The organism is uncultured Anaerococcus sp. (assembly GCF_963512375.1).
Classification (GTDB): Bacteria; Bacillota; Clostridia; order Tissierellales; family Peptoniphilaceae; genus Anaerococcus.
Genome location: NZ_CAUPMI010000008.1, coordinates 25,363 through 49,038, shown reverse-complemented (window position 1 = coordinate 49,038; position 23,676 = coordinate 25,363). Strand labels below are relative to the sequence as shown.

At 35.5% G+C, this 23,676-nt stretch carries 28 protein-coding genes and 1 riboswitch; of the genes, 4 read left to right on the top strand and 24 right to left on the bottom strand.

Features of this window, described 5'->3' with window-relative positions; all coding sequences use genetic code 11:
• The first annotated feature begins 8 nt into the window (after window positions 1-8).
• The 3 genes from RRB46_RS04970 (at window position 9) to RRB46_RS04960 (ending at window position 2,864) form a co-directional block, all read left to right on the top strand.
• Entirely contained in the window at window positions 9-605 is a 597-nt protein-coding gene (locus RRB46_RS04970) for a histidine phosphatase family protein (protein ID WP_311537725.1), read from the top strand.
• A gap of 108 nt (window positions 606-713) precedes the next feature.
• Entirely contained in the window at window positions 714-2,183 is a 1,470-nt protein-coding gene (locus RRB46_RS04965) for a hypothetical protein (protein ID WP_311537724.1), read from the top strand.
• A gap of 9 nt (window positions 2,184-2,192) precedes the next feature.
• Window positions 2,193-2,864, top strand: a complete 672-nt coding sequence (locus RRB46_RS04960) for a DUF5710 domain-containing protein (RefSeq protein WP_311537723.1) — start codon at window positions 2,193-2,195, stop codon at window positions 2,862-2,864.
• 30 nt (window positions 2,865-2,894) lie between these two features.
• Here RRB46_RS04960 and sdaAA read toward each other — a convergent pair whose 3' ends face one another.
• From sdaAA to RRB46_RS04895, 13 genes are all read right to left on the bottom strand, one after another.
• Complete coding sequence (sdaAA, locus tag RRB46_RS04955) at window positions 2,895-3,806, bottom strand: L-serine ammonia-lyase, iron-sulfur-dependent, subunit alpha (RefSeq protein ID WP_297688960.1); 912 nt, start codon at window positions 3,804-3,806, stop codon at window positions 2,895-2,897.
• Window positions 3,807-3,815: 9 nt separating this feature from the next.
• Window positions 3,816-4,475 (bottom strand): L-serine ammonia-lyase, iron-sulfur-dependent subunit beta, encoded by a 660-nt coding sequence (gene sdaAB, locus RRB46_RS04950; RefSeq protein WP_106461174.1) that lies wholly within the window; start codon window positions 4,473-4,475, stop codon window positions 3,816-3,818.
• A 91-nt stretch (window positions 4,476-4,566) separates the two neighbouring features.
• Window positions 4,567-5,778 carry a dicarboxylate/amino acid:cation symporter gene (locus RRB46_RS04945; protein ID WP_296127382.1) on the bottom strand — a complete coding sequence of 404 codons (1,212 nt, stop codon included), beginning with the start codon at window positions 5,776-5,778 and terminating at the stop codon, window positions 4,567-4,569.
• A 430-nt stretch (window positions 5,779-6,208) separates the two neighbouring features.
• Window positions 6,209-6,685, bottom strand: a complete 477-nt coding sequence (locus RRB46_RS04940) for a staygreen family protein (protein ID WP_296127380.1) — start codon at window positions 6,683-6,685, stop codon at window positions 6,209-6,211.
• Window positions 6,682-7,209: a hypothetical protein gene (locus RRB46_RS04935; RefSeq protein WP_311537722.1), complete on the bottom strand. Its 528-nt coding sequence runs from the start codon at window positions 7,207-7,209 to the stop codon at window positions 6,682-6,684. Before RRB46_RS04935 ends, RRB46_RS04940 begins: the two co-directional genes overlap by 4 nt.
• Before the next feature lies 1 nt (window position 7,210).
• Complete coding sequence (locus tag RRB46_RS04930; RefSeq protein WP_311537721.1) at window positions 7,211-8,011, bottom strand: radical SAM/SPASM domain-containing protein; 801 nt, start codon at window positions 8,009-8,011, stop codon at window positions 7,211-7,213.
• A complete protein-coding gene (locus tag RRB46_RS04925; RefSeq protein WP_311537720.1) occupies window positions 8,001-8,195 on the bottom strand; it encodes a radical SAM protein in 195 nt (64 codons plus the stop codon). The genes RRB46_RS04930 and RRB46_RS04925 overlap by 11 nt, the downstream gene beginning before the upstream one ends.
• Before the next feature lie 136 nt (window positions 8,196-8,331).
• The gene (locus tag RRB46_RS04920) at window positions 8,332-8,775 is read right to left on the bottom strand and encodes a MaoC/PaaZ C-terminal domain-containing protein (protein ID WP_311537719.1); all 444 of its coding nucleotides are present in this window, start codon (window positions 8,773-8,775) and stop codon (window positions 8,332-8,334) included.
• Window positions 8,765-9,919, bottom strand: coding sequence for a haloacid dehalogenase-like hydrolase (locus RRB46_RS04915; protein WP_311537718.1), 1,155 nt, complete (start codon window positions 9,917-9,919; stop codon window positions 8,765-8,767). Before RRB46_RS04915 ends, RRB46_RS04920 begins: the two co-directional genes overlap by 11 nt.
• An 8-nt stretch (window positions 9,920-9,927) precedes the next feature.
• Entirely contained in the window at window positions 9,928-11,163 is a 1,236-nt protein-coding gene (locus RRB46_RS04910; RefSeq protein WP_311537740.1) for a class II fumarate hydratase, read from the bottom strand.
• Window positions 11,164-11,292: a hypothetical protein gene (locus tag RRB46_RS04905; protein ID WP_311537717.1), complete on the bottom strand. Its 129-nt coding sequence runs from the start codon at window positions 11,290-11,292 to the stop codon at window positions 11,164-11,166.
• Window positions 11,292-12,710: an aspartate ammonia-lyase gene (locus tag RRB46_RS04900; protein ID WP_311537716.1), complete on the bottom strand. Its 1,419-nt coding sequence runs from the start codon at window positions 12,708-12,710 to the stop codon at window positions 11,292-11,294. The genes RRB46_RS04905 and RRB46_RS04900 overlap by 1 nt, the downstream gene beginning before the upstream one ends.
• A gap of 370 nt (window positions 12,711-13,080) precedes the next feature.
• The gene (locus tag RRB46_RS04895; RefSeq protein ID WP_296127363.1) at window positions 13,081-13,593 is read right to left on the bottom strand and encodes a hypothetical protein; all 513 of its coding nucleotides are present in this window, start codon (window positions 13,591-13,593) and stop codon (window positions 13,081-13,083) included.
• A 311-nt stretch (window positions 13,594-13,904) separates the two neighbouring features.
• A riboswitch (SAM riboswitch) is annotated at window positions 13,905-13,991 on the top strand.
• Between the two features lie 68 nt (window positions 13,992-14,059).
• Between RRB46_RS04895 and RRB46_RS04890 the strand changes: the two genes are divergently transcribed.
• Window positions 14,060-14,362: a hypothetical protein gene (locus RRB46_RS04890; protein WP_296127361.1), complete on the top strand. Its 303-nt coding sequence runs from the start codon at window positions 14,060-14,062 to the stop codon at window positions 14,360-14,362.
• Between the two features lie 367 nt (window positions 14,363-14,729).
• Here RRB46_RS04890 and RRB46_RS04885 read toward each other — a convergent pair whose 3' ends face one another.
• The 11 genes from RRB46_RS04885 to RRB46_RS04835 all read right to left on the bottom strand — a co-directional run bounded on the left by RRB46_RS04885 (window position 14,730) and on the right by RRB46_RS04835 (window position 23,673).
• A complete protein-coding gene (locus RRB46_RS04885; protein ID WP_311537715.1) occupies window positions 14,730-15,872 on the bottom strand; it encodes a sortase in 1,143 nt (380 codons plus the stop codon).
• Window positions 15,873-16,036: 164 nt separating this feature from the next.
• On the bottom strand, window positions 16,037-17,167 hold the full coding sequence (gene nagA, locus RRB46_RS04880; RefSeq protein ID WP_311537714.1) for an N-acetylglucosamine-6-phosphate deacetylase: 1,131 nt from the start codon (window positions 17,165-17,167) through the stop codon (window positions 16,037-16,039).
• A gap of 131 nt (window positions 17,168-17,298) precedes the next feature.
• Window positions 17,299-17,586, bottom strand: a complete 288-nt coding sequence (locus RRB46_RS04875; protein ID WP_297688943.1) for a cupin domain-containing protein — start codon at window positions 17,584-17,586, stop codon at window positions 17,299-17,301.
• Window positions 17,587-17,655: 69 nt separating this feature from the next.
• Window positions 17,656-18,219 (bottom strand): uracil-DNA glycosylase family protein, encoded by a 564-nt coding sequence (locus tag RRB46_RS04870; protein ID WP_297688942.1) that lies wholly within the window; start codon window positions 18,217-18,219, stop codon window positions 17,656-17,658.
• Between the two features lie 195 nt (window positions 18,220-18,414).
• Window positions 18,415-19,230 carry a Cof-type HAD-IIB family hydrolase gene (locus tag RRB46_RS04865; RefSeq protein ID WP_297688940.1) on the bottom strand — a complete coding sequence of 272 codons (816 nt, stop codon included), beginning with the start codon at window positions 19,228-19,230 and terminating at the stop codon, window positions 18,415-18,417.
• A gap of 14 nt (window positions 19,231-19,244) precedes the next feature.
• Complete coding sequence (locus RRB46_RS04860; RefSeq protein ID WP_297688938.1) at window positions 19,245-19,862, bottom strand: dihydroxyacetone kinase subunit L; 618 nt, start codon at window positions 19,860-19,862, stop codon at window positions 19,245-19,247.
• A 6-nt stretch (window positions 19,863-19,868) separates the two neighbouring features.
• Window positions 19,869-20,882, bottom strand: coding sequence for a dihydroxyacetone kinase subunit DhaK (locus RRB46_RS04855; protein ID WP_297688936.1), 1,014 nt, complete (start codon window positions 20,880-20,882; stop codon window positions 19,869-19,871).
• Window positions 20,883-20,887: 5 nt separating this feature from the next.
• Window positions 20,888-21,550, bottom strand: a complete 663-nt coding sequence (locus RRB46_RS04850) for a class II aldolase/adducin family protein (RefSeq protein WP_297688934.1) — start codon at window positions 21,548-21,550, stop codon at window positions 20,888-20,890.
• A 9-nt stretch (window positions 21,551-21,559) separates the two neighbouring features.
• Complete coding sequence (locus RRB46_RS04845) at window positions 21,560-22,912, bottom strand: PTS galactitol transporter subunit IIC (protein ID WP_297688932.1); 1,353 nt, start codon at window positions 22,910-22,912, stop codon at window positions 21,560-21,562.
• An 8-nt stretch (window positions 22,913-22,920) separates the two neighbouring features.
• Window positions 22,921-23,202, bottom strand: a complete 282-nt coding sequence (locus RRB46_RS04840; RefSeq protein WP_297688931.1) for a PTS sugar transporter subunit IIB — start codon at window positions 23,200-23,202, stop codon at window positions 22,921-22,923.
• A gap of 3 nt (window positions 23,203-23,205) precedes the next feature.
• Complete coding sequence (locus tag RRB46_RS04835; protein ID WP_106461192.1) at window positions 23,206-23,673, bottom strand: PTS sugar transporter subunit IIA; 468 nt, start codon at window positions 23,671-23,673, stop codon at window positions 23,206-23,208.
• Window positions 23,674-23,676: the final 3 nt, after the last annotated feature.

Here is a 23,676-nt window from a genome sequence, read left to right as displayed (position 1 = left end):
GAGGAGTTATGAGAAAATTATATATAGTTAGACACGGACAAACACTTTTTAATCTCAAGGGCATGACCCAAGGATGGTGTGATTCGCCACTTACAGACCTTGGTATCCGACAAGCTCAAAAGGTTGGGGAGTATTTTAAGGAAAACAATATAAAATTTGATGAGGCTTACTCATCTACCCAGGAGCGAGCTTGTGATACACTTGAGCTTATAACAAACATCCCTTACAAAAGAGTCAAGGGGCTTAAAGAGTGGAATTTTGGCATGATGGAAGGTGAAGCTGAAATCCTCCAAAAAGTACCAAGACGCCCTGACCAAATGACCCACGAAGATTTCTTCGTGCCTTGGGGTGGCGAAAACGATAAGGAAGTTGCATCTAGAATGAGTAGGACAATCAAAGAAATCCTTGAAAAGTCTTCTGCCAAGACCATCCTTATGGTAAGCCACGCTGGTGCCATGTGGACTCACGTCCTTTCAACCTTGGATAATCCGCAAAGGGACAAACCAGGTCACCTAGGAAATTGTGCTATACTTGAATATGATGTGGACGATGCTAACAAACTTAAATTTGTCACAATCCACGAACCTGCCAAGGATGTAAAATAATCTTTATTTCTTACATGTCTTGCCTTTCCTTCGATTGTATCATAAATTTTTAATAAATAAGCTAAAAAACGGGTAAAAATATTAAAAGATACTTATGAGGAGGGACCTATGGCTAATAAAATTTCAACTAGAAAAGATTTAAAATTTCAGGATTTTAAGAAGGGGGACTTGGCTCGTCGTTTTGCCCGTATGGCTAGGATTTGTTCCAATCTTGATATTCCAATGCTTATTATTGTAGATGGTTGGGAATCTTCTGGTAGGGGCTATGTGATTAAAGAGCTTGTCAGCGAGCTTGCCGCCAAAAATTATGATGTAGAAGTCTTTGACAAGGAAGAAGCCTTAGATGATACTTATCCATTTATAAGGAAATTTTGGATAAACATTCCTAAAAAAGGCCATATCAAGGTCTTCGACAGATCTTTTTATTACAAAATTTTTGAAAATCTAGACTTATCTGGTAAGGAAATTCAAAAAAGGATAGATTCTATCAAAAAAGTGGAGAAGGCACTTTTCGATGATCAGACAATAATTCTTAAATTTTTCCTAAATGTAGATGAAAAAGAACAGAAAAAAAGGATAAAAATCCTTAAAGAATCAGTCAAAAAGGATTTTTATATAGATGGTTTGGACCAGGCCCAGCAGAAAAATTATGGCAAGTACGAAGACCACTTTGCAAGGCTTTTGGAGAAGACTAGCTTTTCTTATTCTCCATGGGATATTATAGATTCAAATGACAAGAAAGCTGCCGCCAAGGAGGTCTTAGGCCTAGGTGTAGAAAGGCTTAGCCAGGGTCTTGAGAGAGTTATCAGGCAAAGAGAGGATAGCAAAAATACCCAAAGGTCTTATCAAGAAACTGAGTCGATTCTAAAAAATCTTGACCTAAACAAGATTATTAGTGATGAAGAATATGATAAAATCAAGGATGATCTCCAGGAAGAGGCTGCCAAACTCATGTATAAATATTACGAAAAGGGTATTTCAACAGTCCTTGTCTTTGAAGGAGTCGATGCTGCTGGCAAGGATGGGGCTATTGAAAGGCTTATAAAAGAAGTAGACCCAAGACTTTATACAGTCCATGGTATATCCGCCCCAAGCAAGGAAGAACTAGATCACAACTATCTCTGGCGTTTTTATAAAAAGCTCCCCCAAGATGGCTATGTAGGAATATTTTCTAGGTCTTGGTATGGAAGGGTTATGGTTGAACGAGTTGAAGGCTTTGCTAAGACCAATGAATGGGACAGGGCCTATGGAGAAATGCTCGATATGGAAAAGGAAATCTATGATCATGGCAGCTTAATTATTAAATTTTTCGTTGTGATTGATAAGAACGAGCAGCTAAATCGCTTTGAAGCCAGGGAAAAGGACCCTGATAAAAATTACAAGATAACCGATGAAGATTGGAGAAATAGGGATAAGTGGGATGCCTATATTTCTGCCATGGATGAGATGCTAAAAAGAACAAATGCAGCCTATGCCCCATGGATAATTGTAGAGGGCAAGCAAAAGAAATACGCAAGGATTAAGGTCCTTAGAGAATATATAAGACTAGCCAAAGCCCACCTTAAAGAATTAGATTAGGAAAATATTATGCTTTATTTAAATGTATCTTATGAAGATAAAGACAAGGCAAAAGCCTTAGGGGCTAAATGGAATCCTAATGTAAAAAAATGGTATGTAAAAGATAGAAAAGATTACCCTAAGTTTATGGAATTTATGGGAGATGATAATATCCTAGTTTTAGATAATCTATACCTAATCCAAGGATTTCAGGAATGCTTTCGATGCCATAAACAGACCAGAGTAATAGGTTTTGGTCTTGATAAATATCTAGCCATGTATAAGTATCTAGAAGATGATAATTATAAATATGACAGGCAAAAATTTGCAAGAGATATAAAGTTATGTGAAAAAAATAATTTTGACATGCATATAGTTGGTCCCATAGACCCTATTCCATCAAAACTTTATAAACTAATCAGACAAAAATACAATTATAAAAATAGATATTCCAAAACAACTCACACTTCATCAATAAGCAATTGCTGCGATTATTGTGATGTTCTACAGGGTGACTTCTACTTATTTTATGAGGTTGATAGTCCTTTTTGGATTGACTCTGAAGAAAAATTAGAAAAACTTAAAATTTATAAATTTAACCTATCTAGAGATATACTAGTGAGCGCAAATGACGGGTGGTCGTCTTTTGACGAACTCTTTAAAAAGCATTGTAGGATAAAGGAATTTAATATAGAAATCTAAAAACCAGAAGCATATAGCTTCTGGCTTTTTTTAGTGTTTAGCTTCGTTTTCTACTGTTTGGCCCTTTTCTGGGTTGTCTATATATTTATCTCTTAGTTTTAGGGCTGATGGGCAAACTGCTATACCGCCTTCGCCTGTTTCTCTAAGTCTTTCTGGTAGGGAATCTCCTACTCTCTTCATGGCTTCTACAGCTTCATCGAAGCTTACAAACATTGCCACGCCTGCCATTGCCATGTCGGCACTTGCTAGGGCGTTCATTATACCGTTAGCATTTCTAAGGTTGCATGGGAATTCTACCATGCCGCCTATTGGGTCACAGATTAAGCCCATGATATTTAGTAGGCTTGCTGTTGCGGCATTTTCTTGGGTTTGGATGTCATAACCTCTAAGGTAGCATACTGCAGCTGCTGCCATAGCACTTGCTGATCCTGTTTCTGCTTGGCAACCACCTTCTGCACCTGCAAAGGTCGCATTGTCAAATATTACCTGGCCTATTTGGGTTGCTACTAGGAGGGCTTCTTTTAGTTTCCTGTCGTCATAGCCATATTTTTTGTACATGGTCATCATGGTAGCTGGGATTATTCCAGAGCTGCCTGCTGTTGGTGCTGCTACTATCCTTCCCATGGCTGCGTTAACTTCTGATGTTGATAGGGCCATGGCCATGGCTATGGATGGGGTATCTCCTAGGACACTTTCTCCGCCTAGAAAGTATTCGTTCATCTTCTTAGCATTACCGCCTGTCATGCCTGTCACGCTTCTTACGTCTTCTTCTAAGGCACGCTGTGCAGATGCCTTCATAACATCTAAGGTCTTTTGAAGTCTAGCAAATATTTCTTCTTCAGTCTTGCCTGTGTTTTCTATTTCATCTTTTATAGCTAATTGCCAAAGATTGAGATTTTCATTCTCGCATCTTTCTTTTAGTAATTTCATTGTTGTAAGCATATTTCTATCCTATTCTATATATTTTAAGAAGGTGAAGTCTTTGCCTGCTCTGATTTCCTCTAGAACCCCTTCTTTGAGTGGTTCATCAAGCTCGCAAACTAACATTACATTGTCACCATCTTTGATTGTCTTCATCATGTGAATGTTATAACCATACTCAAATAGCACGCCTGATACAAAGGCTATTACTCCCTTTTGCTCGCCATAAGACATAAAGAGGGTTGGCTTTGTGGCGTTGTATTCGATAGGATTGCCATTTACCTTGGTTATTACTATTGATCCACCACCTATAGAAGAACCTTGGACTTCTAGTGGGCTTCTGTCTGGATATTTGAAGACTATTTTTACTGTATTAGGATGTACATCGCCTAGGTCTGTTTCTAAGAAGTTGTATTTGATTCCAGCTTGATCTGCATAGTCAAATGAATTTATTATCCTATCATCATCTGGCTCATAGCCTAAAACTCCACCTACTAAAGCTCTGTTTGTGCCATGTCCCTTATAGGTTTTGGCAAAAGAACCGTGTAGATAAAAGTCTACTTCATTGAAATTTCTATCGACCATTCTTCTGGCTATATTGCCTATCCTGCAAGCTCCTGCTGTATGAGAGCTTGATGGTCCGACCATGACTGGTCCCATTATCTCAAAAATTGAAGCATTTACTGCCATAATTTCTCCTTTTCCTTAAATTATAAAGGGGAGTTAACCCAATAGATATTTCGTTAACATCCCCTTATCTTGCAAAATTTTACTAATCTTATTATTTAACTGGGTCTGCTTTCCAGTTTTTGTCTCCTAGGATATTTCTGTGATAGAATTTATCCACTGCTACTGCTAGAGCTGTATCACCAGAGATATTTGCTGCTGTACCAAATGAGTCTTGGGTTAGGTATAGAGAAATAGCTAATGTTGCCATTGCTGACTCTGGGCTGATTCCTACTATTGGTAGGAATGGAAGTGCTGACATTATTGCTCCACCTGGTGCACCTGGTGCTGCTACCATTGCTATACCAAGGATAGCTATAAGTTGGATCATAAGGCCGTATGAGTGGTCCATGTTGTACATTGTAAGTATTGTAAATACACAACCTGTAATTGTAATCATAGATCCTGGCATATGAACTGTAGCTCCTAATGGAATTACGAAGTCTCTGATTGGTTGAGATACGCCGTTTGCCTCAGCACATTCTAGGTTAACTGGAATTGTTGCTGCTGAAGATTGGGTACCTACTGCTGTAAAGTAGCCCCTAAGTTGGTTTTTAAGCATAGCAAATGGATTTTTGCCTGTATATGAACCTGCTGCCACAAATAATATTGTGATATAGATTAAATGTAGGGCTATGATGCAGATAAATATCTTCCAGAAAATTGAAAGAACTGCAAATACAGAACCTGTAAAGGCCATCTTAGCGAAGTTACCCATAATAAAGAATGGAAGTATTGGAACTATAGCTACTGCCAATACTTGGGTGATGATTTGGTTAAATTCATCAACTGCTCCGTATAGGTATTGTCCTGAACCTTTTTTTCTTAACCATGAAATACAGATACCAAGCATAAAGGCGAATATAATACCACTTGTAACTGTAAAGAATGGTGCAATCTCAACGCTAAAGTATGGGTCAAGTTTGATTTCATCTGCTGCTTGGATAGCTGCTACTTGACTTTCGTTGATAAAGTTAGGGAAGATTGCCCTTGACATAAAGTATGATGCAGAACCACCAATAAGGGTAGATGCATAAGCTAGGGCTACTGTGATACCTAAAAGCTTACCAGCACCTTCTCCTAGGTCTGCTATACCCTTAGTAACGAAAGCTAAAATCATAAGTGGAATTATGAAGTTTAGGAAGTTACCAAAGATAGATGAAAATGTCACAAAAATTCTTACTATTGATTCTGGTAAATAAGATCCTATCAAGATACCTAGGATAATACCACAAATCATTCTTGGAATTAAACCAATTTTTTTCATTTTTCTCTCCTTGTTTTATGTAATATGTAAACCTTTGCAATCGATAAGAAGCAAAAAAGTAGATTTTTTCTAAAATATATCTGGGTCGCCTTATCCCAAAATCATTACTAAACATTTATCAAAAATCTATACCAATTTGTATTTCCTATCTGAATAAATTATATATGATAAAAACGTTTATGTCAACACTTCGAGGGAATATTTGCCAAAAAATATCAATGATTTTCTTTGTTTGAAAATTATCAAGTTGATGTTACAGGCGATGTTAGCCCTTACATTTTTTATAAAAATTTTAAAAATTTTTCTTAATTTTACTCGAAAAATATCCCTTATCGGAAATCATTTGTAAGATTACCTACAGACAATTTCTAAGAAGATCATAAGCCTTATATTTTTAAAATAATTAAAAAGGCTTAAAGAAAAATCCTTCTTAGCCTTTTTTATATCCTAGTAAAGCCTTATAATCAAATCCCTTCTCATAGTCTACAAATTTACCATTTTCATATATGAAATCATAGAGATTTTTATTTTTTATTGTTTTGTTAAATTTCGGGTCATTAGATTTATAAATCTCTATTAAAGATACTTTCAAATCTTCTTCTTTTAATTTTCTCTCTGCCTTAAGCATAGTCAATACCGAATTTCTCAAATGACCTTTAAAAATTAAATACCTACCCTCTGTCGTGTAGGAACTTTTGTCATTATCAAGCAAGCAAGAAAATACAAAATCATCATCTTTCCAATATCCGAAAACCTCATCTAGATGATCTGATAGCTTGTAATCTTTAAAATCAGCCAGTATATGGACATACAAATCCCCAGTATCATCATGGGCAAGGATGTATTTTCTATCCTTAAGGTCTAAATTTTTAGCCCTATTATCTTCTATTACTTCTGTTTTTCTCACGCTATAGCCATCCTTTTAGAAAAGACTCTGGCTGTATATTTGCTTGCTCCAAGACCTACAAAATAGATTATTATGCTAATTATTAGGGTTGGTATTAAACCTGCCTGGACAAATCTTGAATTTGGTACAAACTTTGTAACTATAAAGTATGATGTCCAAACTGATAAAGTTGATTTGATCGGTACTGCATAAACTATATTTTCAATCTTGTCATAGTTTTTAAATATTAATATGATTACAAGATCACAAAGTATTCCTGAAAGCACTCCAGCTGCTGCCCCAAATATTGAAAATCTAAGCATATACAAGCCATAGGCTAGGGATATAAAGCTAACTGTTCCTATTCTTCTTGTCTGCATAGATGTGGCTGTGTAGATAAAGGCAAATACTGGTGCTGTAACTAAAACTCTTGATGATGGGATTGGTAAGGTTAGACTTATAGTGTAAAGCATTCTTCCTACCACTATCATCATGGCTAAGGAAAGAGCCATTAAGACCCAATCTTTTAAGGTAAATTTCTTCATTTTAATCTCCTAGTGAACAATAATTATCAAATTCTAAGTAGTCTCCTGTATTAGCAAAGGCTCTAGCCCTACATCCTCCACAGACTTCGTTATAGGAACAAGCTCCACATGCTCCTTTGTAATTATCATAGTCTCTTAGTTTTTCAAAAACTTCAGACTTATTCCATATATCAAGGAAGCTCTCCTCTCTTAGATTGCCAGCAGTAACTTCTGCATAAGGGCATATATTTACCCTTCCATCATAGACTACCGAGCAATATGACATACCAGCTATGCATGCCTTCTTAACCTTAGGATCAAGACCCAGTTCTCTAGCTATAACTGTAGACTGTGGGGCACAAGTTGGCTTTATAAATAGGTCTGATTCGTATTTAAGAACTTCCTTTATAGCTTTTAGGTACTCTTCCTTACTTAGGTAGACTCCCCCTAAATCTTTACCCCTACCAGTCATTACCAAAAATAATACGTGTACTGAGCTGGCTCCTAGAGAGCTTGCAAAATCTAAAAGCTCGTGGATTTCATCTTTATTCATTCTTGATATAGTTGTATTTATTTGAACCTTTACACCATTTTCCTTTAAAAGTTCTATGCCTTCTAGGGTCTTATCAAAGGCACCCTCATAGCCCCTAAAGTCATCATGAGATTTTTTGTCAGTTGAGTCTATTGACACCGCAACTGATCTTATGTATTTTTTAATTTCTCCTATGTTATCTTCACTAATCAAGGTTCCATTTGACCCCAAGCAAGTATATAGTCCCAAGTTTTGAGCATATTCTGCAAGCTCGAATATATCATCTCTCATAAGGGGGTTCACCACCACTTAGTTTGATCATATTAAAGCCAGCTTCTTTCATATCCCTAAAAAGTGCCTTGCACTCATCTGTGCTAAGCTCTCCAGAGGTATCTACATCCTCGAAAGAATTCCTATAGCAATGTTTACAATAAAGATTGCAAGCTCTGGTTGTGTTTAGCGAAACGATTTTCAAGTATATCCTCCCCAATCTTTAATAAAAAAACTTGCCTAGTTCAGGCAAGCCTTTACTTTAATAATCTAATTATAACAGATATCTCGTATTTCTCCAAAAAACCCTACACTTCTCTTTAGACTTTTGCTCAAATATCTTATTTCGGTCTAAATCTTACAAGGCCTGTGCAGCAATATTCACTTACTACTTCTCCCTCAGGATTTGTCGCTGTCATTAGATAGGTGACTGCACCATTTATCCCTTCTTTTCTGACTTTTTTATCTACAATTTCGACTTTTATATCATAAAGAGTGTCGGGATAGACTGGCCTTAGCCATTTGCCATATTCTATAGACATACCAGCTATGATGCCAGGCTTATCTATATCTGTCTTTACCCATTGGCCCCAAAAGGCCATGTTTGAATAAGAACCTGGGGAAATTATCCTTCCAAAAGAGCTTGCCGCTGCCTTTTCTTTATCAGTGTGGATTGCCCTTGGGTCGTATTTTTCTCCAGCCCAAATCAATTCTTCTTCGCTAAATTTAATTGGCTCTATTTCCTTGTCAAATATCATTCCTATTTCATAATCTTCAAAATACATTCTTAAGCTCCTTAGATCTTTTTTCTTTTATAAAGGTCTTAGCTCTGACATCCCTTGCTTGAAGGTGGTATTTATTATCTCCATCTAGGGCAAGAGCCTTAAGGTCATTTATCTTTCCTCCTATGTTCCTGTCAATTATAAGGCCTAGGTCGGTTTGGTCAAAGCTTATAAGCATGGCATAATCACCATCGCTATCGCCCCCGACCATGATTGGCCCGTAATTGTTCTGACTTTTTATATGGTCATTTATAGTTTGGACCTTGCCTTCCTTAAGGGTCGGAGGGTAGGCTGGGTCAAGATTTGGAATAATTTTACCACCACCATCTTTTTCTAGCCTCAGGCCAAGGACCTTGTCCTTGTCAAAACCATAAGCATTAGCCCCTGATGTGGCAAAGGCCCTTACTATATCTATAAAGGAAGCTGATACTATATAAACGTCAATTCCATTTGCTTCTAAAGTCTTATAGAGCTTTGCCATTTCATCTATATCACCCAAGCCCACAAAGATTGATATCTCAACTCTTCCTGCAGAAGATTCTATATCTGGAGATATAAATTTCTCCCTTCTGGGTGTCTCTTTTTTGACATAGGCAAAGGCCTCTTGGCAGAGATTATAAAGCTCTTCTGTGGTGTAATTTGTAAGCAAAAATGACATCCAACAATAGTCTTCCCTTGCATCAGACCTTGCCCTTATAGCCTTGTACCTATAAAACATCTTAGCCGTAAATTCCTTATAGACATTGGTATCTACCAAATCCTCTAGGTCTATATCCCCGCCAAGGCTCTTAGCTGTCCCGTAGAGTTTGCCATAGGCCTCTCTGATATCACTAGCAAGGAGGTCTATATTTACAGGATTTCCATCTAGATTATTAAATTTTTCCTCAAGATTATCGCTAGGTACGTTTTTCTTAATTACTTCTATAAGCTCTTCTGGATCCATCTTAAAAGCCAAATGTGTGATTATATAATATAAAAGCGACTCTTCTACATCGCCTATGATTGAGGTATTATCCCAATCAAAGACTGCAAAAGGCTTCTTATCTGCCCTGTAGGCTTCATTCTCACTGCCATGTCTTGCGAGCAAATTCTCTATGGCCTTTTGAAGGCTATCGTTGAAATTAGTATTTTTAATTGACTTGTTCATTCTCCCTCTCAGATCATCTTTCTTGGGTCTACGATTTTTATAAATTCTTCGTCAGATACATAAGCTAGCTCTTTGTTAGCTGTTCTTAAACTTATACCCTTTTTGTGGGCAAATTTAGCAAGGTCTGCCGCTTTTTCGTAGCCAATGAACGGAGATAGGCTTGTAACTAGCATTAGGGACTTATCTAGATTTTCTTTGATTTTTTCTTCATTTGCCACTAGGCCCTGGACTAGGTGGATATTAAAGGAATGGATGCCCCCAGCTAAAATATCAATTGATTCTAAAGTTTTTGAGATTATTAGTGGCATATAGGCGTTTAATTCAAGCTGGCCAAGGGAGTTGGCCATGGTGATTGCCTGGTCATTTGCCATCACTTCTAGGCAAATCATGCTTAGCATCTCTACCTGGGTTGGATTTACCTTGCCTGGCATTATTGATGATCCTGGCTCATTGGCTGGGATTATAAGTTCGCCAATGCCCGTCCTTGGACCAGATGATAAAAATCTGATGTCCTCGGCAATTTTTAAGAGGTTGCTGGCTAAGATTTTTATGGCTCCATGGGTCCTTGCAAGTCCATCTTTAGATGATAATTGCAAGAATTTATTAGGGTCAGCTTCAAGGTCTAGGCCAGTAAATTTTGATAAAAGTCTGGCCATTTCCCTATCATAGCCTTCTTTGGTGTTTAATCCTGTACCTACTGCAGTGCCCCCTATGGCAAGTTTCTCTAAAGCTTTGGCACTTTCTTTGATGTAAGCCTCATCTCTAAGTATAAGATCTGCGTAGGTCTTTATTTCATCGGAAAGAGCAAGGGGTGTGGCATCTTGAAGATGAGTCCTGCCTGTTTTAATTACCCCCTCAAATTCCTTTGCCTTTTTCTTAAAGGCTTCCCCAAGATTTTCTATTTCTGGCAAGAGCCTATCTCTTATGGCAAGCAGGCTTGCTATGTGCATAGCTGTAGGAAAGGAGTCATTTGTAGATTGGCTCATATTTACATGGTCATTTGGATGGATTAAATCTTCTCCCAAGATCTCATTGGCAAGGTGGGCTATAACTTCATTGACATTCATATTTGTCTGAGTCCCTGACCCTGTCTGATAGACTGTAAGTGGGAAATGGTCCTCATAACCACCAGCTAGAAGCCTATCACAAGCCCTAACTATGGCTTCCTTTCGCTTATTATCAAGCTTCCCCTGGCTTTCATTTACTATAGCCGCCGCCTTTTTTACAAGGATTAGGGCATGGATTTAATCTTTTGGCATCAATTTTAAACCTTGGGGGAAATTTTCAAAAGACCTCTGGGTCTGAGCTCCCCAAAGCCTGTCGCAAGCGATCTCTATCTCGCCCATGGAATCGTGTTCTATGCGCTTTTTCATCAATTTTTCTCCATATGTTCTTCATCAAGGATACCTGGTCTGGTCATCCTCTTGTAATCAAGAATCTTGTCGATTTCAACTTCATCCATAAGGCCCTTTTCAAGGATTAACTCCCTTACGGACTTATCTGATTTCATTGATTCCTTAGCGATGGCACTTGCAGCATCATAGCCAATATGTGGGGCAAATGGAGTAATTATTGCCACAGAATTTTCAACCTTGCGTCTTAATTTTTCCTTATTGGCTGTAATTCCTTCAACACAATTTACGGTAAGAGTTGAAATTGCACCCTTAAGAGCAGTTATTGACTCAATTAGGCTATAGAAAATTACTGGCTCAAAGGCATTTAGCTCTAGCTGTCCAGCTTCAACTGCCATTGTCACTGTCATATCATTGCCTATTACCAAGAAGGCAACCTGGTTTACAACCTCTGGAATTACTGGATTTACCTTGCCCGGCATGATAGATGAGCCTGCCTGCTTGGCTGGTAGTTTAAAATCTGAAATCCCTGTGGTTGGTCCTGATGAAAGAAGCCTTAGGTCATTGGCAACCTTTGATAGGCTTGCTGCAAAAGTTTTTAAAACTGAAGATGTAAATAAAAAACTATCCAAGTTTTGGGTTGCATCTATAAGGTCATTGGCTTGATTTAGGTCAAGACCTGTGATGTCGTTTAAGGTTGACACTATATTTTCCACAAAATAATAGTCCGCATTAAGGCCCGTACCAATGGCTGTTCCTCCAAGATTGACATAGGAAAGCTCCTTCTTTGCAGCCTTAAATCTCTTTAGCCCTCTTTTTACAACACGTCTGTAGGCGTTAAATTCCTGGCCAAGAGTAATAGGAACTGCATCTTGCAGCTGGGTGCGTCCCATTTTTATATATTCATCAAATTCTTTGGACTTCTTATCAAAGGCATCGACAAGTTTTTCCACCTCTTCATATAAATCATCCATATATCGGATTATGGCAACCTTGCCCGCTGTTGGGATAACGTCATTTGTAGATTGGCCTAAGTTTACATGGTCATTTGGATGGATGTGCTCATAATGGCCCAAGCTTCCACCAAGGCTTAGGTTGGCTATATTTGCTATAACCTCATTGGCATTCATGTTAAAGGAAGTCCCAGCCCCGCCCTGGATAGGGTCAACTATGAATTGATCAAGGTACTTGCCTGCCAAGATTTCATCGCAGGCATCAACTATAGCCTGCATCTTCCTATCAGAAAGGATTCCAACCTTGTTATTAAGGATGGCGCAAGCCTTCTTCACCTCAACTATAGCCTTAATAAAATAAGGGTCCATGGCCTTGTCAGTAATCTTAAAATTCTCATATGCCCTATAAGAATTTGCCCCATAATATGCATCCTTTGGTATATTTAGCTCTCCCAAAGAATCTCTCTCTAGCCTAAAATCACTCATATTTTCCTCCTATATAGATATTTTTCAAATAATTTAAAAATCTTTCCCTATCCTAATTATAAACCAAGAAAACGATTTTACCAAATAAATATGCAGGAATTTTTTATAAAATATGCCAATAGACTCATAAACATTTTAAAATTCATAATCTTTGTCATTCTGACAACGAAATGGGGAATAATACTATAAATAAGGAATTTCACTATCATTAACCAATAATAATTTGTTTTATTTAAATTCTAAGAAGTCTAATGAAATCTATTAACTTTTTGTTAATATATAGATTGAAATATAAAATTTAAAAAATGTATTCTTCCAATTTTTAAAATCTTCTATACTATAAGCACCTACTTCTATAGATGCTAGAAATTTATATTAATAAAATAGGATCTGAGCCATACCAAGTCTCTACATCTCTATCATGCTCATCATTATTTATAGGATCTTCATATCCTACATCATCAATCCATGAGACTGCAAAATAATACTTTTCTGCTTTAGTTTCTTTTAATACCAAATAAGATAGACCATTAGATTTATATTCTATATCGTAATCATTACTTGTTTCCATTAATCTATTTCCTACGTATCCCCAACTTTCTCCATAGGCTCCAATGGATAGCTTTACCCTTTCTTCCCCATAAAAGCTTATGCATTCTAGCATCTCCCCAGTTTCTATTTCAGATTTTAGGGATTGATTTTTTATAATTTCACAAGAAATGCTATATTCTTCACCAGTTGGTTTAGATATTATTTCTATTAAGTACCTGCCTAATAAATTAGGACAAGTTCTATCATTAGCACACTTTTTATATTCGTAGCTTATTTCTTCGTCATTGATTTTAATAGATATATCTCCAAATGGAGTATTTAACCTTTTCATATAATCCTCCTATTGTTATTATACCAAATTCAGAATACTGTTATCCCCATATCATCATAGCCGATTCACTTGTATCATTACCACACCTTATAGCCCTATCAAGTGCCATAATTGTAGCAATAACTCCCTATTTTTTTCTGTAGATTTTTCTTTGTTTCTATTAGAGGCAGATAATCTCATAAGTTGGTTTTTTAAGTAGTTAATTACATTATCCATAGATGATAGTATACTATTTGGATTGTGACAAAATTATAAGAGATGAAATCCCCTAAAATTATTTGTTTCTAGGCTTTTTATATGATAAAATTAAATTACCATAAAGAGAAGGCGAGAGACAAGCTCATCGACCCTTCAGCAACCTACCAAAAGGAAAGGTGCTAATGCTTGTATGATGGATACATATTAAACTTGCATCCATCTATCGATGGGTGTTTTTTTCTTCTCTAAAATTTGAAAGGAGAGAAAAATGTTACAAGAAGTTTATTACAAAAACTATAAGGAAAATCGTAATGGAGATTACAGGAAAGAACCAAGATCCATCCCTTACCTTGTTACAGAAAAAGATCGTGATATAATGGAATCATTTCACGACTTTCTTATAGACGAAGGTTTTGAATGTGTAGCCTGGAACTACTCATATCACACAGTACTAGTAAATACCGAACTAAGACGTTTTGGTATGATACATCTACCAACTTACTTCGAGTGTGTAGATTCTAGGAGATACACAATTAAAGAATTCATAGACGAAGTATATTATGCTAATTAGAATTTTTAAATCTATCACCAGATTTAGCATGAATCTTAGATTGACAAAAATTACAAAGAATCATAAGATTGTCTTAATCATTAGTTCCGATACGAAAAAGAAAAAGTTATAAAAATATGAATATCCATCATTTGATGAAATCTCATCGAGCTCTCATTAGCAACTAAATTATAATATTTTTATTAGAACTTCCTCAAATAATTTAGGACAATTTATTCATTATGCAAAGAAGTAGTTTATTTCTTTACTCCATTCAACATAATTACTTAAGTAATCATAAAAATTGGCACAAAGTATAATTACTTTGTGCCGATATATTTAAAGAGAATAGTTTACTGACTATAAGCCCATAGAACTTTAACTTTTATTATTTTCTTTTCTTGCTTGCAAATAGAGCAGTTGAGCTTGCTCCAAAGCCTAGGATAGCTAAAAGTGATGAGCCCACGCCTGTCTTTACATTTTTGGATGAGGCTTTTACATCTTGTTTTCCTTCTTGCTTAGGTTCTTCTTTTTTATCCTTTTTTGTAGCTTCACTTGTTTGATCTACTTTTTGAGATTTTTTATAATCTTTATTTAATTCTTTCTTTTCTTCAAATTTTTTAGTAGCTCCACTTTTTTCATCTACTTTATCTGAATTTGAAGACTTGGCTGATGAATTTTCGTTTTTGACATAGACTAGATCACCATTTTCAAAATATGTTCCATCAGCAAATTTAACTAGGGCTATAGGTTTGATGAATTTCGCATCTGCTGGTAGTTTGGTGATTTCTATTTCATAGCCATCTTCTACTTCCCTTATTATGTAATCATCTTTAGGGAGTTCTTGTTTCTTATATTTTGGTGTTGCAGCTGATACTCCATCTAGCTTCATTGCCTGATAATCAGCTTCTGTAACATAGTTTAACTTTATAAATTTATTCTTGCTTTCTCCAGATTTCTTTAGGCCCTTAAAGCTTGATTTTATTTTAATTTTATTATGATTAAGTCCTACATAGGCTTTATTGTTGTGAGGATTCTTATTTGATCTTTCACCCTCTACTTGGAAATTCACTAAAGCCTTATGGGTATAGTCTCTAAATAAACCTTGTTTCTTACCATCGACTTTTTTAAATGGGATTTTTTCGATTTCTTCCAATTTTGCTTGGTCAATTTCCTCATCATTTAAAAGCTCTTTTGCTCTTGCTATAGAATTTTTGATATCTTCCTTAGTTTGGCCTTCGTAGGCTATAGATGGATTGTCTACAGATTCTTCATCCATTGAGTCTAAGTATTTTTTAAGATCTTCCTTAGCCTTAGCAACTTTTTCTTCAAAAGCCTTTGTTTCATCATCTTTCTCATCCAAGATTTCCAAATCACTTACAGGCATAGGTGCTTCAGTTTCTTTTTGTTCACTGACTGGGTCGTTATTGAATATATCTTCATCAACCTGGCTGGCATCTACTCTTCCAGGAACTATATTAATCGCCAATAATAAGGCTAGGGCTAAGCTTGCTTTATGTTTTACTTTCATAAATCCTCCAAATTTATATAATAATTATCTTAAGCTCCTTAAAGCTTCATGTTAGTTATTTAATTAACCTCTATAATTATAATAAAAATTCAAAGACTTGTCAATAACGATTATCATTATTCTTTAATTAAAAAGCTCCCCATCTCTGAGAAGCTTTATACTTATTATTTACTATATACTAATTTTCCATCTAAGAATGTTTTTTCTAGGTTCATGTCATAATCAAGAACTATAAAGTCAGCAGCGTAGCCTTCCTTAAGTTTGCCGCAGACATCATCTATACCGACAGACTTGGCTGGCACTAAGCTTGCCATTTGAACAGCCTCAAATACATCTGCTATATCCCAGTCAACTACATTTTTGATGGCATCCTTTAATTTTAGGATTGACCCTGCAAGAGACCCGCTATCCTTTAGCCTTGCTGTTCCCTTCTCAACCTTAACAGGGAAATCTCCTAGCATATAGTCCCCATCAGCCATGCCGCCTGCGGACATACAGTCTGTAATTAGGGCAATGTGGTCCCTACCCTTGGCATTCATTAAAACATTAGCAGCATGAGGATTCACATGGTGGCCATCGCAAATCAGCTCTGAAATAGCATCGGTATTCATGGCTGCCCCAACCATACCTGGTTCCCTGTGATGGAGACCGCTCATGCCATTATAAGTGTGGACAAAGATATTTGCCCCAGCATCAACTGCTTCTACAGCCTGATCATAAGATGCATCAGAATGGCCAAGGGCAACCCTTACGCCCATGGCATTTGCTTCTTTGATAAAGTCAATTGCCCCATCCCTTTCAGGAGCTATGGCAATCTTATTTACTAGACCATCAGATAAGTCCTTCCACTCTTTTAGATACTCTATTTTGGGATCAGACATGTAGGCAGGGTTTTGGGCACCCTTGTACTTTTCTGTAAAGAAAGGTCCTTCTAGGAAAATCCCCCTAATCTTAGCCCCTTCAACATCTTTATATTCTTCGCCAACCACCTTACAAGCCGCATCAGTCCTCTCCTTAGAATCTGTAAGTGTAGTAGGTAAAAAGCTAGTAACCCCACACTCCAAAAGCCCCTTAGAAATCACATTTAGGGCGCCCCTTTCAGCATTCATAATGTCCTTGCCATGGTAGCCGTGGATGTGGGTATCAACAAGACCAGGAGCCACAATCTCCCCAAGGTCCTCATAAGAATCAGGTTCTTTTTTAGAAAATCCCACAATCTTCCCATCAGCAACTTCCATAAAATAATCTTCCAAAATCCTATCTTCTAGGATAAAATATTCTGCCTTATAAAACATAAATCCTCCGTTTGTTTTCCAAATAAAAAGTCATCTTACTTATAATAATACCCAAAATATGTTCTAAAGTGTATGAGCAGATAAAAAAACAGGTGAATAAAATATCCACCCGTCTGATATATAATATTTACTTAGATCCTCGCCTTAATAACCATCAGGTCGCTATCTTCTATGGCTTCTAGAGCGTGCATTTCATTTGGATCCATTGTGATGATGTCACCTGGGCTTATTATTTCGCTTCCATTTTCTCCCTTAAAATCTACCTTTCCCTTATATATTACAACTACTACATTTTTATCTGATTTGTGGCTTGGTACTTCTTCGCCTTTTTTAATCTGTAGGTGGGTGATTTGTAAATTGTCCTTATCTACTAAATGTTCAAACTTGCCATCTAAGATATTTGCACTTATTTTTTTCATATTTCCTCCTTTTTGATATTTATTATCACTAAGCTTATTATACTACGCACTTTTATAATTAATAATTTATCATATGTTTTTTACAATATTCTTTAGTTCAGGTAAGACTTCCTCTTTGAAAAAGGGATTTTTTGCCATCCACCTATTATTTAGTGGGCTTGGATGAACTAGGGGAAAATATTTTGGTAAATAGGCCTTATAGTTTCTTACTGTTTCTGTGAAATTTTTCTTAAATTTTTTTCCAAGATAGTATTTTTGGGCATAGGACCCTATAAGGATTGTCAGCCTTACATTATCTAATTGACTTAAAACTAGAGGATGGTATTCCTCTGCTATGAATTTCCTAGGTGGCTTATCGTCTGATTTTGCCTTGCCTGGATAATAAAAATCCATCGGTATTATTGAATAATCTTTGCTATGAAGGTCTTCCATGCTTATGCCTAGCCAATCTACTAGGTTTTCGCCGCTCTTATCTGCAAATAAGATCCCGCTTTCCTCGACCTTTTTTCCTGGTGCTTGGCCTATTATTAGGATTTTTGAATCCTTATTTAATTGAAAAATGGGACCTATGCCTCTTTCTGTATAGGACTCATTTCTAGGATCTTTTTTTAGTTTTCCGATTATTTCTTCCATAATATTTCCTTAAATTTAAACTATTTTCTTATTTATTGCCTTTTTATAAGAATACCCAAAATTTGAATAAAATAAAAGCTCCGACTTAATCAGAGCTTCTAATATTTTATTCTTCGATTTTTTCAAATACGGAATCGGCTGTTTGTTAGCTTTACTGTTGAGATATTTTGTCCTTTTTGAAGATAAGCAGGAATCCTAATTCATTAATTCAAAGTAATCTATTAAAAACCTTGCTACACCATCTTCTGAATTAGGTTTTGCTATATAGTCAGCCTTGGATCTAAGAACGTCTTTTCCATTTCCCATAGCAACAGAAACACCAGCGTATTCTATCATTTCAATGTCATTGACGTTATCCCCAAATGCCATTATTTGATTTCTATCAATATTTAAATATCCACTTAGAAATTCTAAGCCCTTTCCTTTACTTGAGTGTCTATTTAATATCTCGTAACTAAATGTTTCATTCCTCATTGTGGAATATTTCTTCTCAAGAGTATTCAAGGTCGCTTTTTGAAAATTATCTAGTAAATCTTTTGGTCCCATTACATTTATTCTACATATGGGTTCATTTTTGTAAGAACCAATATTTTTGCTAGCCATCCTCAAGATATCCTTGTCATGAATAAATGCTTCGTTAGGGCGGGGCTCATCAATGTATAAATAATCATCAGTATAAAATGCTACTTGGAGTTCATCATAGTTTTCAGTTAGATTCTTTATGAATAAATAGTCATTTAAATTCATAGCATTTAATTTAATATTACCTTCATCAATATTTTCTCTTATAATAGAGCCAGTATTTGTTATTGAATAGTTATCTTTACCTAATGTACCTAACTTTGCTAAAAACCTACTGAATCCAGCATAGGGCCTACCTGTAGCTATAACTATTTTTATATCTTTTTTTAATAACTCTTTTATAGCTCTTATATTATATTCTGATAATTCTCTATTTTCGTTTAATAAGGTCCCGTCCAAGTCAAAAGCTATCAATTTAATATTTTTCATCTTATCTTTATATCTTACTTATTGTAATATTTATCTAGAGCTTCGAATAAAAGTTTACCTACGTAAGCACCACCATCCATATGGCCTAGAGTTTTTTCACCATGGTAGGATGCTCTTCCATGTTTACTTATCATATTTTTAGTTTCTTCAGCACCCTTATCAGCCTCTTTGGCCATAACTGCAGCTAGTTTTTCAATACCTTCAGATTTTACACCCTCTGTATTTTCTACCGCTGGAATTAGTGAGTCTAGTATAGTTTTTTCACCTGCTTTAGAACCTGTTTTGCTTACTATATTATCAACTCCTGCTTTGATGGCGTCATAAAGTTCATCGCTTGATAAGTTTTCCTTACCTTTTGTCGCTTTAGCTATACCAATCATTCCAAAAGATAGAATTGTTCCTAATGAAGAAGGAGCGCTTTCATTAAAGTCCCTTCCCATCTTGATAAAAACTTTTCCTAAATCACTTTCATCACTACTAAAGTTTTCAAGAAGTCCTCTAAATCCTTGACACATTGAGATACCAAGATCTCCATCTCCAAACAACTGGTCTAAACTTATTAGGTAATCTTTATTTTCAATCATCAGTTGTTCAATTATCTCATTTATTTTAAAAACGTCTTTTGTATCCATATTCACCTACCTGTTATAATTTGTATAGAATGGAGTGTTTGAAACTTCTAATAATAATTCCTTTAACTCCTCATCTAATTTAAACAATGTTATTGAAAGCCCAGCCATCTCCATAGAAGTTGCAAAGTTACCTATGTGTGGTTGGATTATATTTATATTTTTCTCTTTTAATGAATCGTATAATCGGTTGTATACAATATACATTTCATCTAATGGTGTTGATCCTAATCCGTTTATCATAACAGATATCTCATCATTATCTTCAAGCTTAACTTCTGTCAAAAGCTTTTCTAAAAGCAAGTCTGCTACTTCATCGGCTGTTATCATCTTTTTCACTTCAATTCCAGCCTCACCATGGATTCCCATTCCTATTTCGATTTCATCTTCATTTATAGAAAATGTTGCTTTTCCAGCTTCAGGAACAACGCAAGGGCTTAGAGCCACGCCCATTGTTCTTATATTTTCTAAGGCTTTATTTGTAATAGATGCTACTTTTTCTAAATCATAACCTTTATCAGCTGCAGCTCCTGCTATTTTATAAGCATATACTATTCCAGCTACACCTCTTCTTGTGTCTCTTTTTTCATAAGGAGCGCTAGCAATATCATCCTTAACAGCAATTTTAACAGTCTCAATGTCATCAAAATCTGTCATTTCGGTAGCCATATTAAAGTTCATATTATCTCCGCCATAGTTACCATAGAGACATAGGACACCTTTGCCAAAATCACATTCTCTAATTAAATCTTCCATCTTAGAGGCAGCAGGAGATGCAAAAACATTTCCTACCGCACAGCCATCAAGCATTTTTTCTCCAACATAACCTAAGAATAATGGAAGGTGTCCACTACCACCAGCTGTTACAATGCCTACCTTGTCCTTTTTTGGATTATTCTTGCGTATAAGCATTCTAAAGTCATCATTTAATAAAGCATATTTATCGGAGTGAGCTTTAATAATGCCATCCATAAACTCTTTTGTATAATTTTCTGGTTTATTGATTATTTTCTTCATTTTCATTAGTATTAACCCTCTAAATCTAATTTTTCTGGATATTTCCAAATGTCAAAGTCTTCTTGTTTAAACGAATCTGGTTCTTTTCCATTATTTATCATTAGTACATTAAAATAGATATGAGCAATATCCTCTAAATATTGCATATTGATGTATGCTTTTTCCAAATCCTCACCTATACCTACTGCGCCATGCTTTTCCATCAAAAATGCATTTGATATCTTGCATGACTCTATAACTGTTCTTGCTAATTCTGGTGTTCCTGGTGTTGCAAATGGAGCAACTGGAATCCTTGCTTCTTTAAGTCCCATAGCAGCCAATTCATAAACTATTGCTGGAATTTCTTTTCCAAGCACTGCAAAGCTTGTCGCATATTTTGAGTGAGTATGAGCTACACCATTGATATCATCCCTTGTTTTATAAATTTGTAGATGCATCATTGTCTCACTTGAAGGTCTTCTATCATTTTTAGCTTCTATTATATTTCCATCTAAATCAACAACTACAATATCGTCAGTTGTGAGTTTCATCCTATCTACTGTTGCTGGTGTTACAACTACATATCCTGTTTCTTTATCTTTTTCACTAAAGTTTCCTGATCCTGGTTGACATAGTCCCTTTAATTGTGCGTCTTTAGATATTCTTATTATATTATTTTTTAATTCTTCTAACATTATAAACTCCTAGTTATTCTCAACTTCAACTTGTTTTCTATTCAGTGCTTTTTTAACATATATTATAAAAAGTCCAACAAATGCTACAAAGGCTACAATTCCTACCACATTAAAGGCAAAAGCTTCTGATATTGCCCATCTAAAAATTGGAGCTTCTACACCAAAGTATGTGATAAATTGGCCTGAAGGTATATCAATAGTACCAACTTGTTTAGCAAGAGCTGTTACTGCTTCAGCAAATCTACTTGAAACTAATAAATATGTTGGGGTGAAAAGGATAGATAAAATTATCATTTTAATTATATCTCCATTAGTTACTATTAATGCTGGTACAACTACAATAACATTTACAATTCCAGCTAATGGTAATACTGATGACCATCCAATCTTAGCAAATAGAAAAGCTAACGCTATTTCAAGTGGTACAAGTATGATAGAAACTACCCATATTTCTGATCTTCCTGCCATAAATGGCCAGTCTAGACCAATTTGAATCTCTCTATCCTTATATTTGTCTTTCATATAGGTACTTGCATAGTCAGATATAGGTTGTAGAGCTTGCATAAATAGCTTAGCAACCATTGGAAATAAAACTAATGATGCAGAAACTTTAATTCCAACATTCAAGGTTTCAGATATACTATAACCAGCAATTATAGCTAATAATATTCCAACTAAAAGACCCATTACACTATTTTCCCCAAATATTCCTATTCTATCTTTAAGCCTGTCAGAGTCAAAAGATCTTCCACCGAGTCCAGGTATTTTATCTAAGAATCTGTTTACTGGAGCCATTAAAGCACACTGGAATGTCATATAGTGGGTACAAGTTACGCCAGGTATTCCTGTGATTTTTTGTATTCTTTCATGATTTGCATCAGCCATCTTTAATTCAAACACTATTTGAATTATTGCAGCAACAAATCCAAACACTAAATTTCCAGATATAGCATTTACCATTGTAGCAGTGAAAATTTTTCCCCAAACGTTCCACATATCTACGTTTAATGTATCTGTCCATTTAAAACCTATAAGTAATAAATTCACCACTATTTGGATAGGGAACATTAATAGTGCATATGGCCATGCCCAAGCAATAGCACTCATTGGTGTCCAGCCAACATCCACAGCATTTAGTTGAAGTCCTGTTCTTTCTACCAGTGCTTGTGCAACAGGGCTTATTGTTCCAAACATAAAATCTAATATCAAGCTCATACCTGTAAAGGCTACACCAAGTGTGATACCTGATATTATAGCTCTTTTAGCAGGCATCTTAAATATCAAACCAATAATAATCATAATTATTGGTAAAAATATTGCTGCTCCTAAATTTAAAATATAATTAATTATTTGCCCTAACATGATAACTCCTAGCTATTAATATATCCTTTTAATTTTTCATATTCTTCATCCATACCCATACCAGTTAAGAAAGCTATCCCATTAATCTTTGGTACATTTTCATAAGTTTTTCCGCCTGGCATGATTGATACATATACATCAACACTATCTATAATATTTTCAAGTGATTTTATATCTACAGCTTCTACAGTTGCTCTGATTCCATCATCTTCTAACATATGATTAATTTTAGAAGCTACTGTTTGACTTGTTGCTACTCCTGAACCACATGCTACTACAATTTTTTTCATTTTTTACTCCTTTATTAATTTTTCAAGAATTTGTTTAATTTCTTGTTTTGTTTTTGAATCTTTTATTTTTTTCAATAGTTCTTTATCACTAAATACACCCATCAATTTAACAAGCAAAGGTACTTGAGCTTCAGGGTTTGCTACCGCTAACATAAATACTAGATCTACATCAATATTTTGATTAGGATCTTCCATATTTTTAAATTCCACACTCTTTTTTAGTGTTGCAACTGAAATTCCTGCTGAATTGACATGAACTGGATCTGTATGAGGAATTGCGACTTTAATATCTCCTGTATTCAAACCAGTTGGGTATATCAATTCTCTTTCAAGCACAGCATTACAATAAGTTTCTTTTACTTTTCCAGCATTCATCATTTGATCAGACATATATTTGATTAATTCTTCCCTGCTATTGCAATCTAAATCAATAAATATTAAATCTTCTCTTACTTCAATTTGACTTTCCATAAT

Coding starts and splice junctions, on each gene's coding strand:
- nagA (WP_311537714.1), bottom strand. CDS start 17,167: ATGTTTTATAAGGCAGAATATTTTATCCTAGAAGATAGGATTTTGGAA.
- RRB46_RS04965 (WP_311537724.1), top strand. CDS start 714: ATGGCTAATAAAATTTCAACTAGAAAAGATTTAAAATTTCAGGATTTT.
- RRB46_RS04885 (WP_311537715.1), bottom strand. CDS start 15,872: ATGAAAGTAAAACATAAAGCAAGCTTAGCCCTAGCCTTATTATTGGCG.
- RRB46_RS04855 (WP_297688936.1), bottom strand. CDS start 20,882: ATGAAAATGAAGAAAATAATCAATAAACCAGAAAATTATACAAAAGAG.
- RRB46_RS04920 (WP_311537719.1), bottom strand. CDS start 8,775: ATGTATTTTGAAGATTATGAAATAGGAATGATATTTGACAAGGAAATA.
- RRB46_RS04870 (WP_297688942.1), bottom strand. CDS start 18,219: ATGGAAGAAATAATCGGAAAACTAAAAAAAGATCCTAGAAATGAGTCC.
- sdaAB (WP_106461174.1), bottom strand. CDS start 4,475: ATGGCAGTAAATGCTTCAATTTTTGAGATAATGGGACCAGTCATGGTC.
- RRB46_RS04900 (WP_311537716.1), bottom strand. CDS start 12,710: ATGAGTGATTTTAGGCTAGAGAGAGATTCTTTGGGAGAGCTAAATATA.
- RRB46_RS04935 (WP_311537722.1), bottom strand. CDS start 7,209: ATGAAGAAATTTACCTTAAAAGATTGGGTCTTAATGGCTCTTTCCTTA.
- RRB46_RS04860 (WP_297688938.1), bottom strand. CDS start 19,862: ATGGATACAAAAGACGTTTTTAAAATAAATGAGATAATTGAACAACTG.
- RRB46_RS04840 (WP_297688931.1), bottom strand. CDS start 23,202: ATGAAAAAAATTGTAGTAGCATGTGGTTCAGGAGTAGCAACAAGTCAA.
- RRB46_RS04875 (WP_297688943.1), bottom strand. CDS start 17,586: ATGAAAAAAATAAGTGCAAATATCTTAGATGGCAAGTTTGAACATTTA.
- RRB46_RS04845 (WP_297688932.1), bottom strand. CDS start 22,912: ATGTTAGGGCAAATAATTAATTATATTTTAAATTTAGGAGCAGCAATA.
- RRB46_RS04945 (WP_296127382.1), bottom strand. CDS start 5,778: ATGAAAAAAATTGGTTTAATTCCAAGAATGATTTGTGGTATTATCCTA.
- RRB46_RS04960 (WP_311537723.1), top strand. CDS start 2,193: ATGCTTTATTTAAATGTATCTTATGAAGATAAAGACAAGGCAAAAGCC.
- RRB46_RS04930 (WP_311537721.1), bottom strand. CDS start 8,011: ATGAGAGATGATATATTCGAGCTTGCAGAATATGCTCAAAACTTGGGA.
- sdaAA (WP_297688960.1), bottom strand. CDS start 3,806: ATGCTTACAACAATGAAATTACTAAAAGAAAGATGCGAGAATGAAAAT.
- RRB46_RS04915 (WP_311537718.1), bottom strand. CDS start 9,919: ATGAACAAGTCAATTAAAAATACTAATTTCAACGATAGCCTTCAAAAG.
- RRB46_RS04905 (WP_311537717.1), bottom strand. CDS start 11,292: ATGAAAAAGCGCATAGAACACGATTCCATGGGCGAGATAGAGATCGCT.
- RRB46_RS04890 (WP_296127361.1), top strand. CDS start 14,060: ATGTTACAAGAAGTTTATTACAAAAACTATAAGGAAAATCGTAATGGA.
- RRB46_RS04970 (WP_311537725.1), top strand. CDS start 9: ATGAGAAAATTATATATAGTTAGACACGGACAAACACTTTTTAATCTC.
- RRB46_RS04865 (WP_297688940.1), bottom strand. CDS start 19,230: ATGAAAAATATTAAATTGATAGCTTTTGACTTGGACGGGACCTTATTA.
- RRB46_RS04835 (WP_106461192.1), bottom strand. CDS start 23,673: ATGGAAAGTCAAATTGAAGTAAGAGAAGATTTAATATTTATTGATTTA.
- RRB46_RS04895 (WP_296127363.1), bottom strand. CDS start 13,593: ATGAAAAGGTTAAATACTCCATTTGGAGATATATCTATTAAAATCAAT.
- RRB46_RS04850 (WP_297688934.1), bottom strand. CDS start 21,550: ATGTTAGAAGAATTAAAAAATAATATAATAAGAATATCTAAAGACGCA.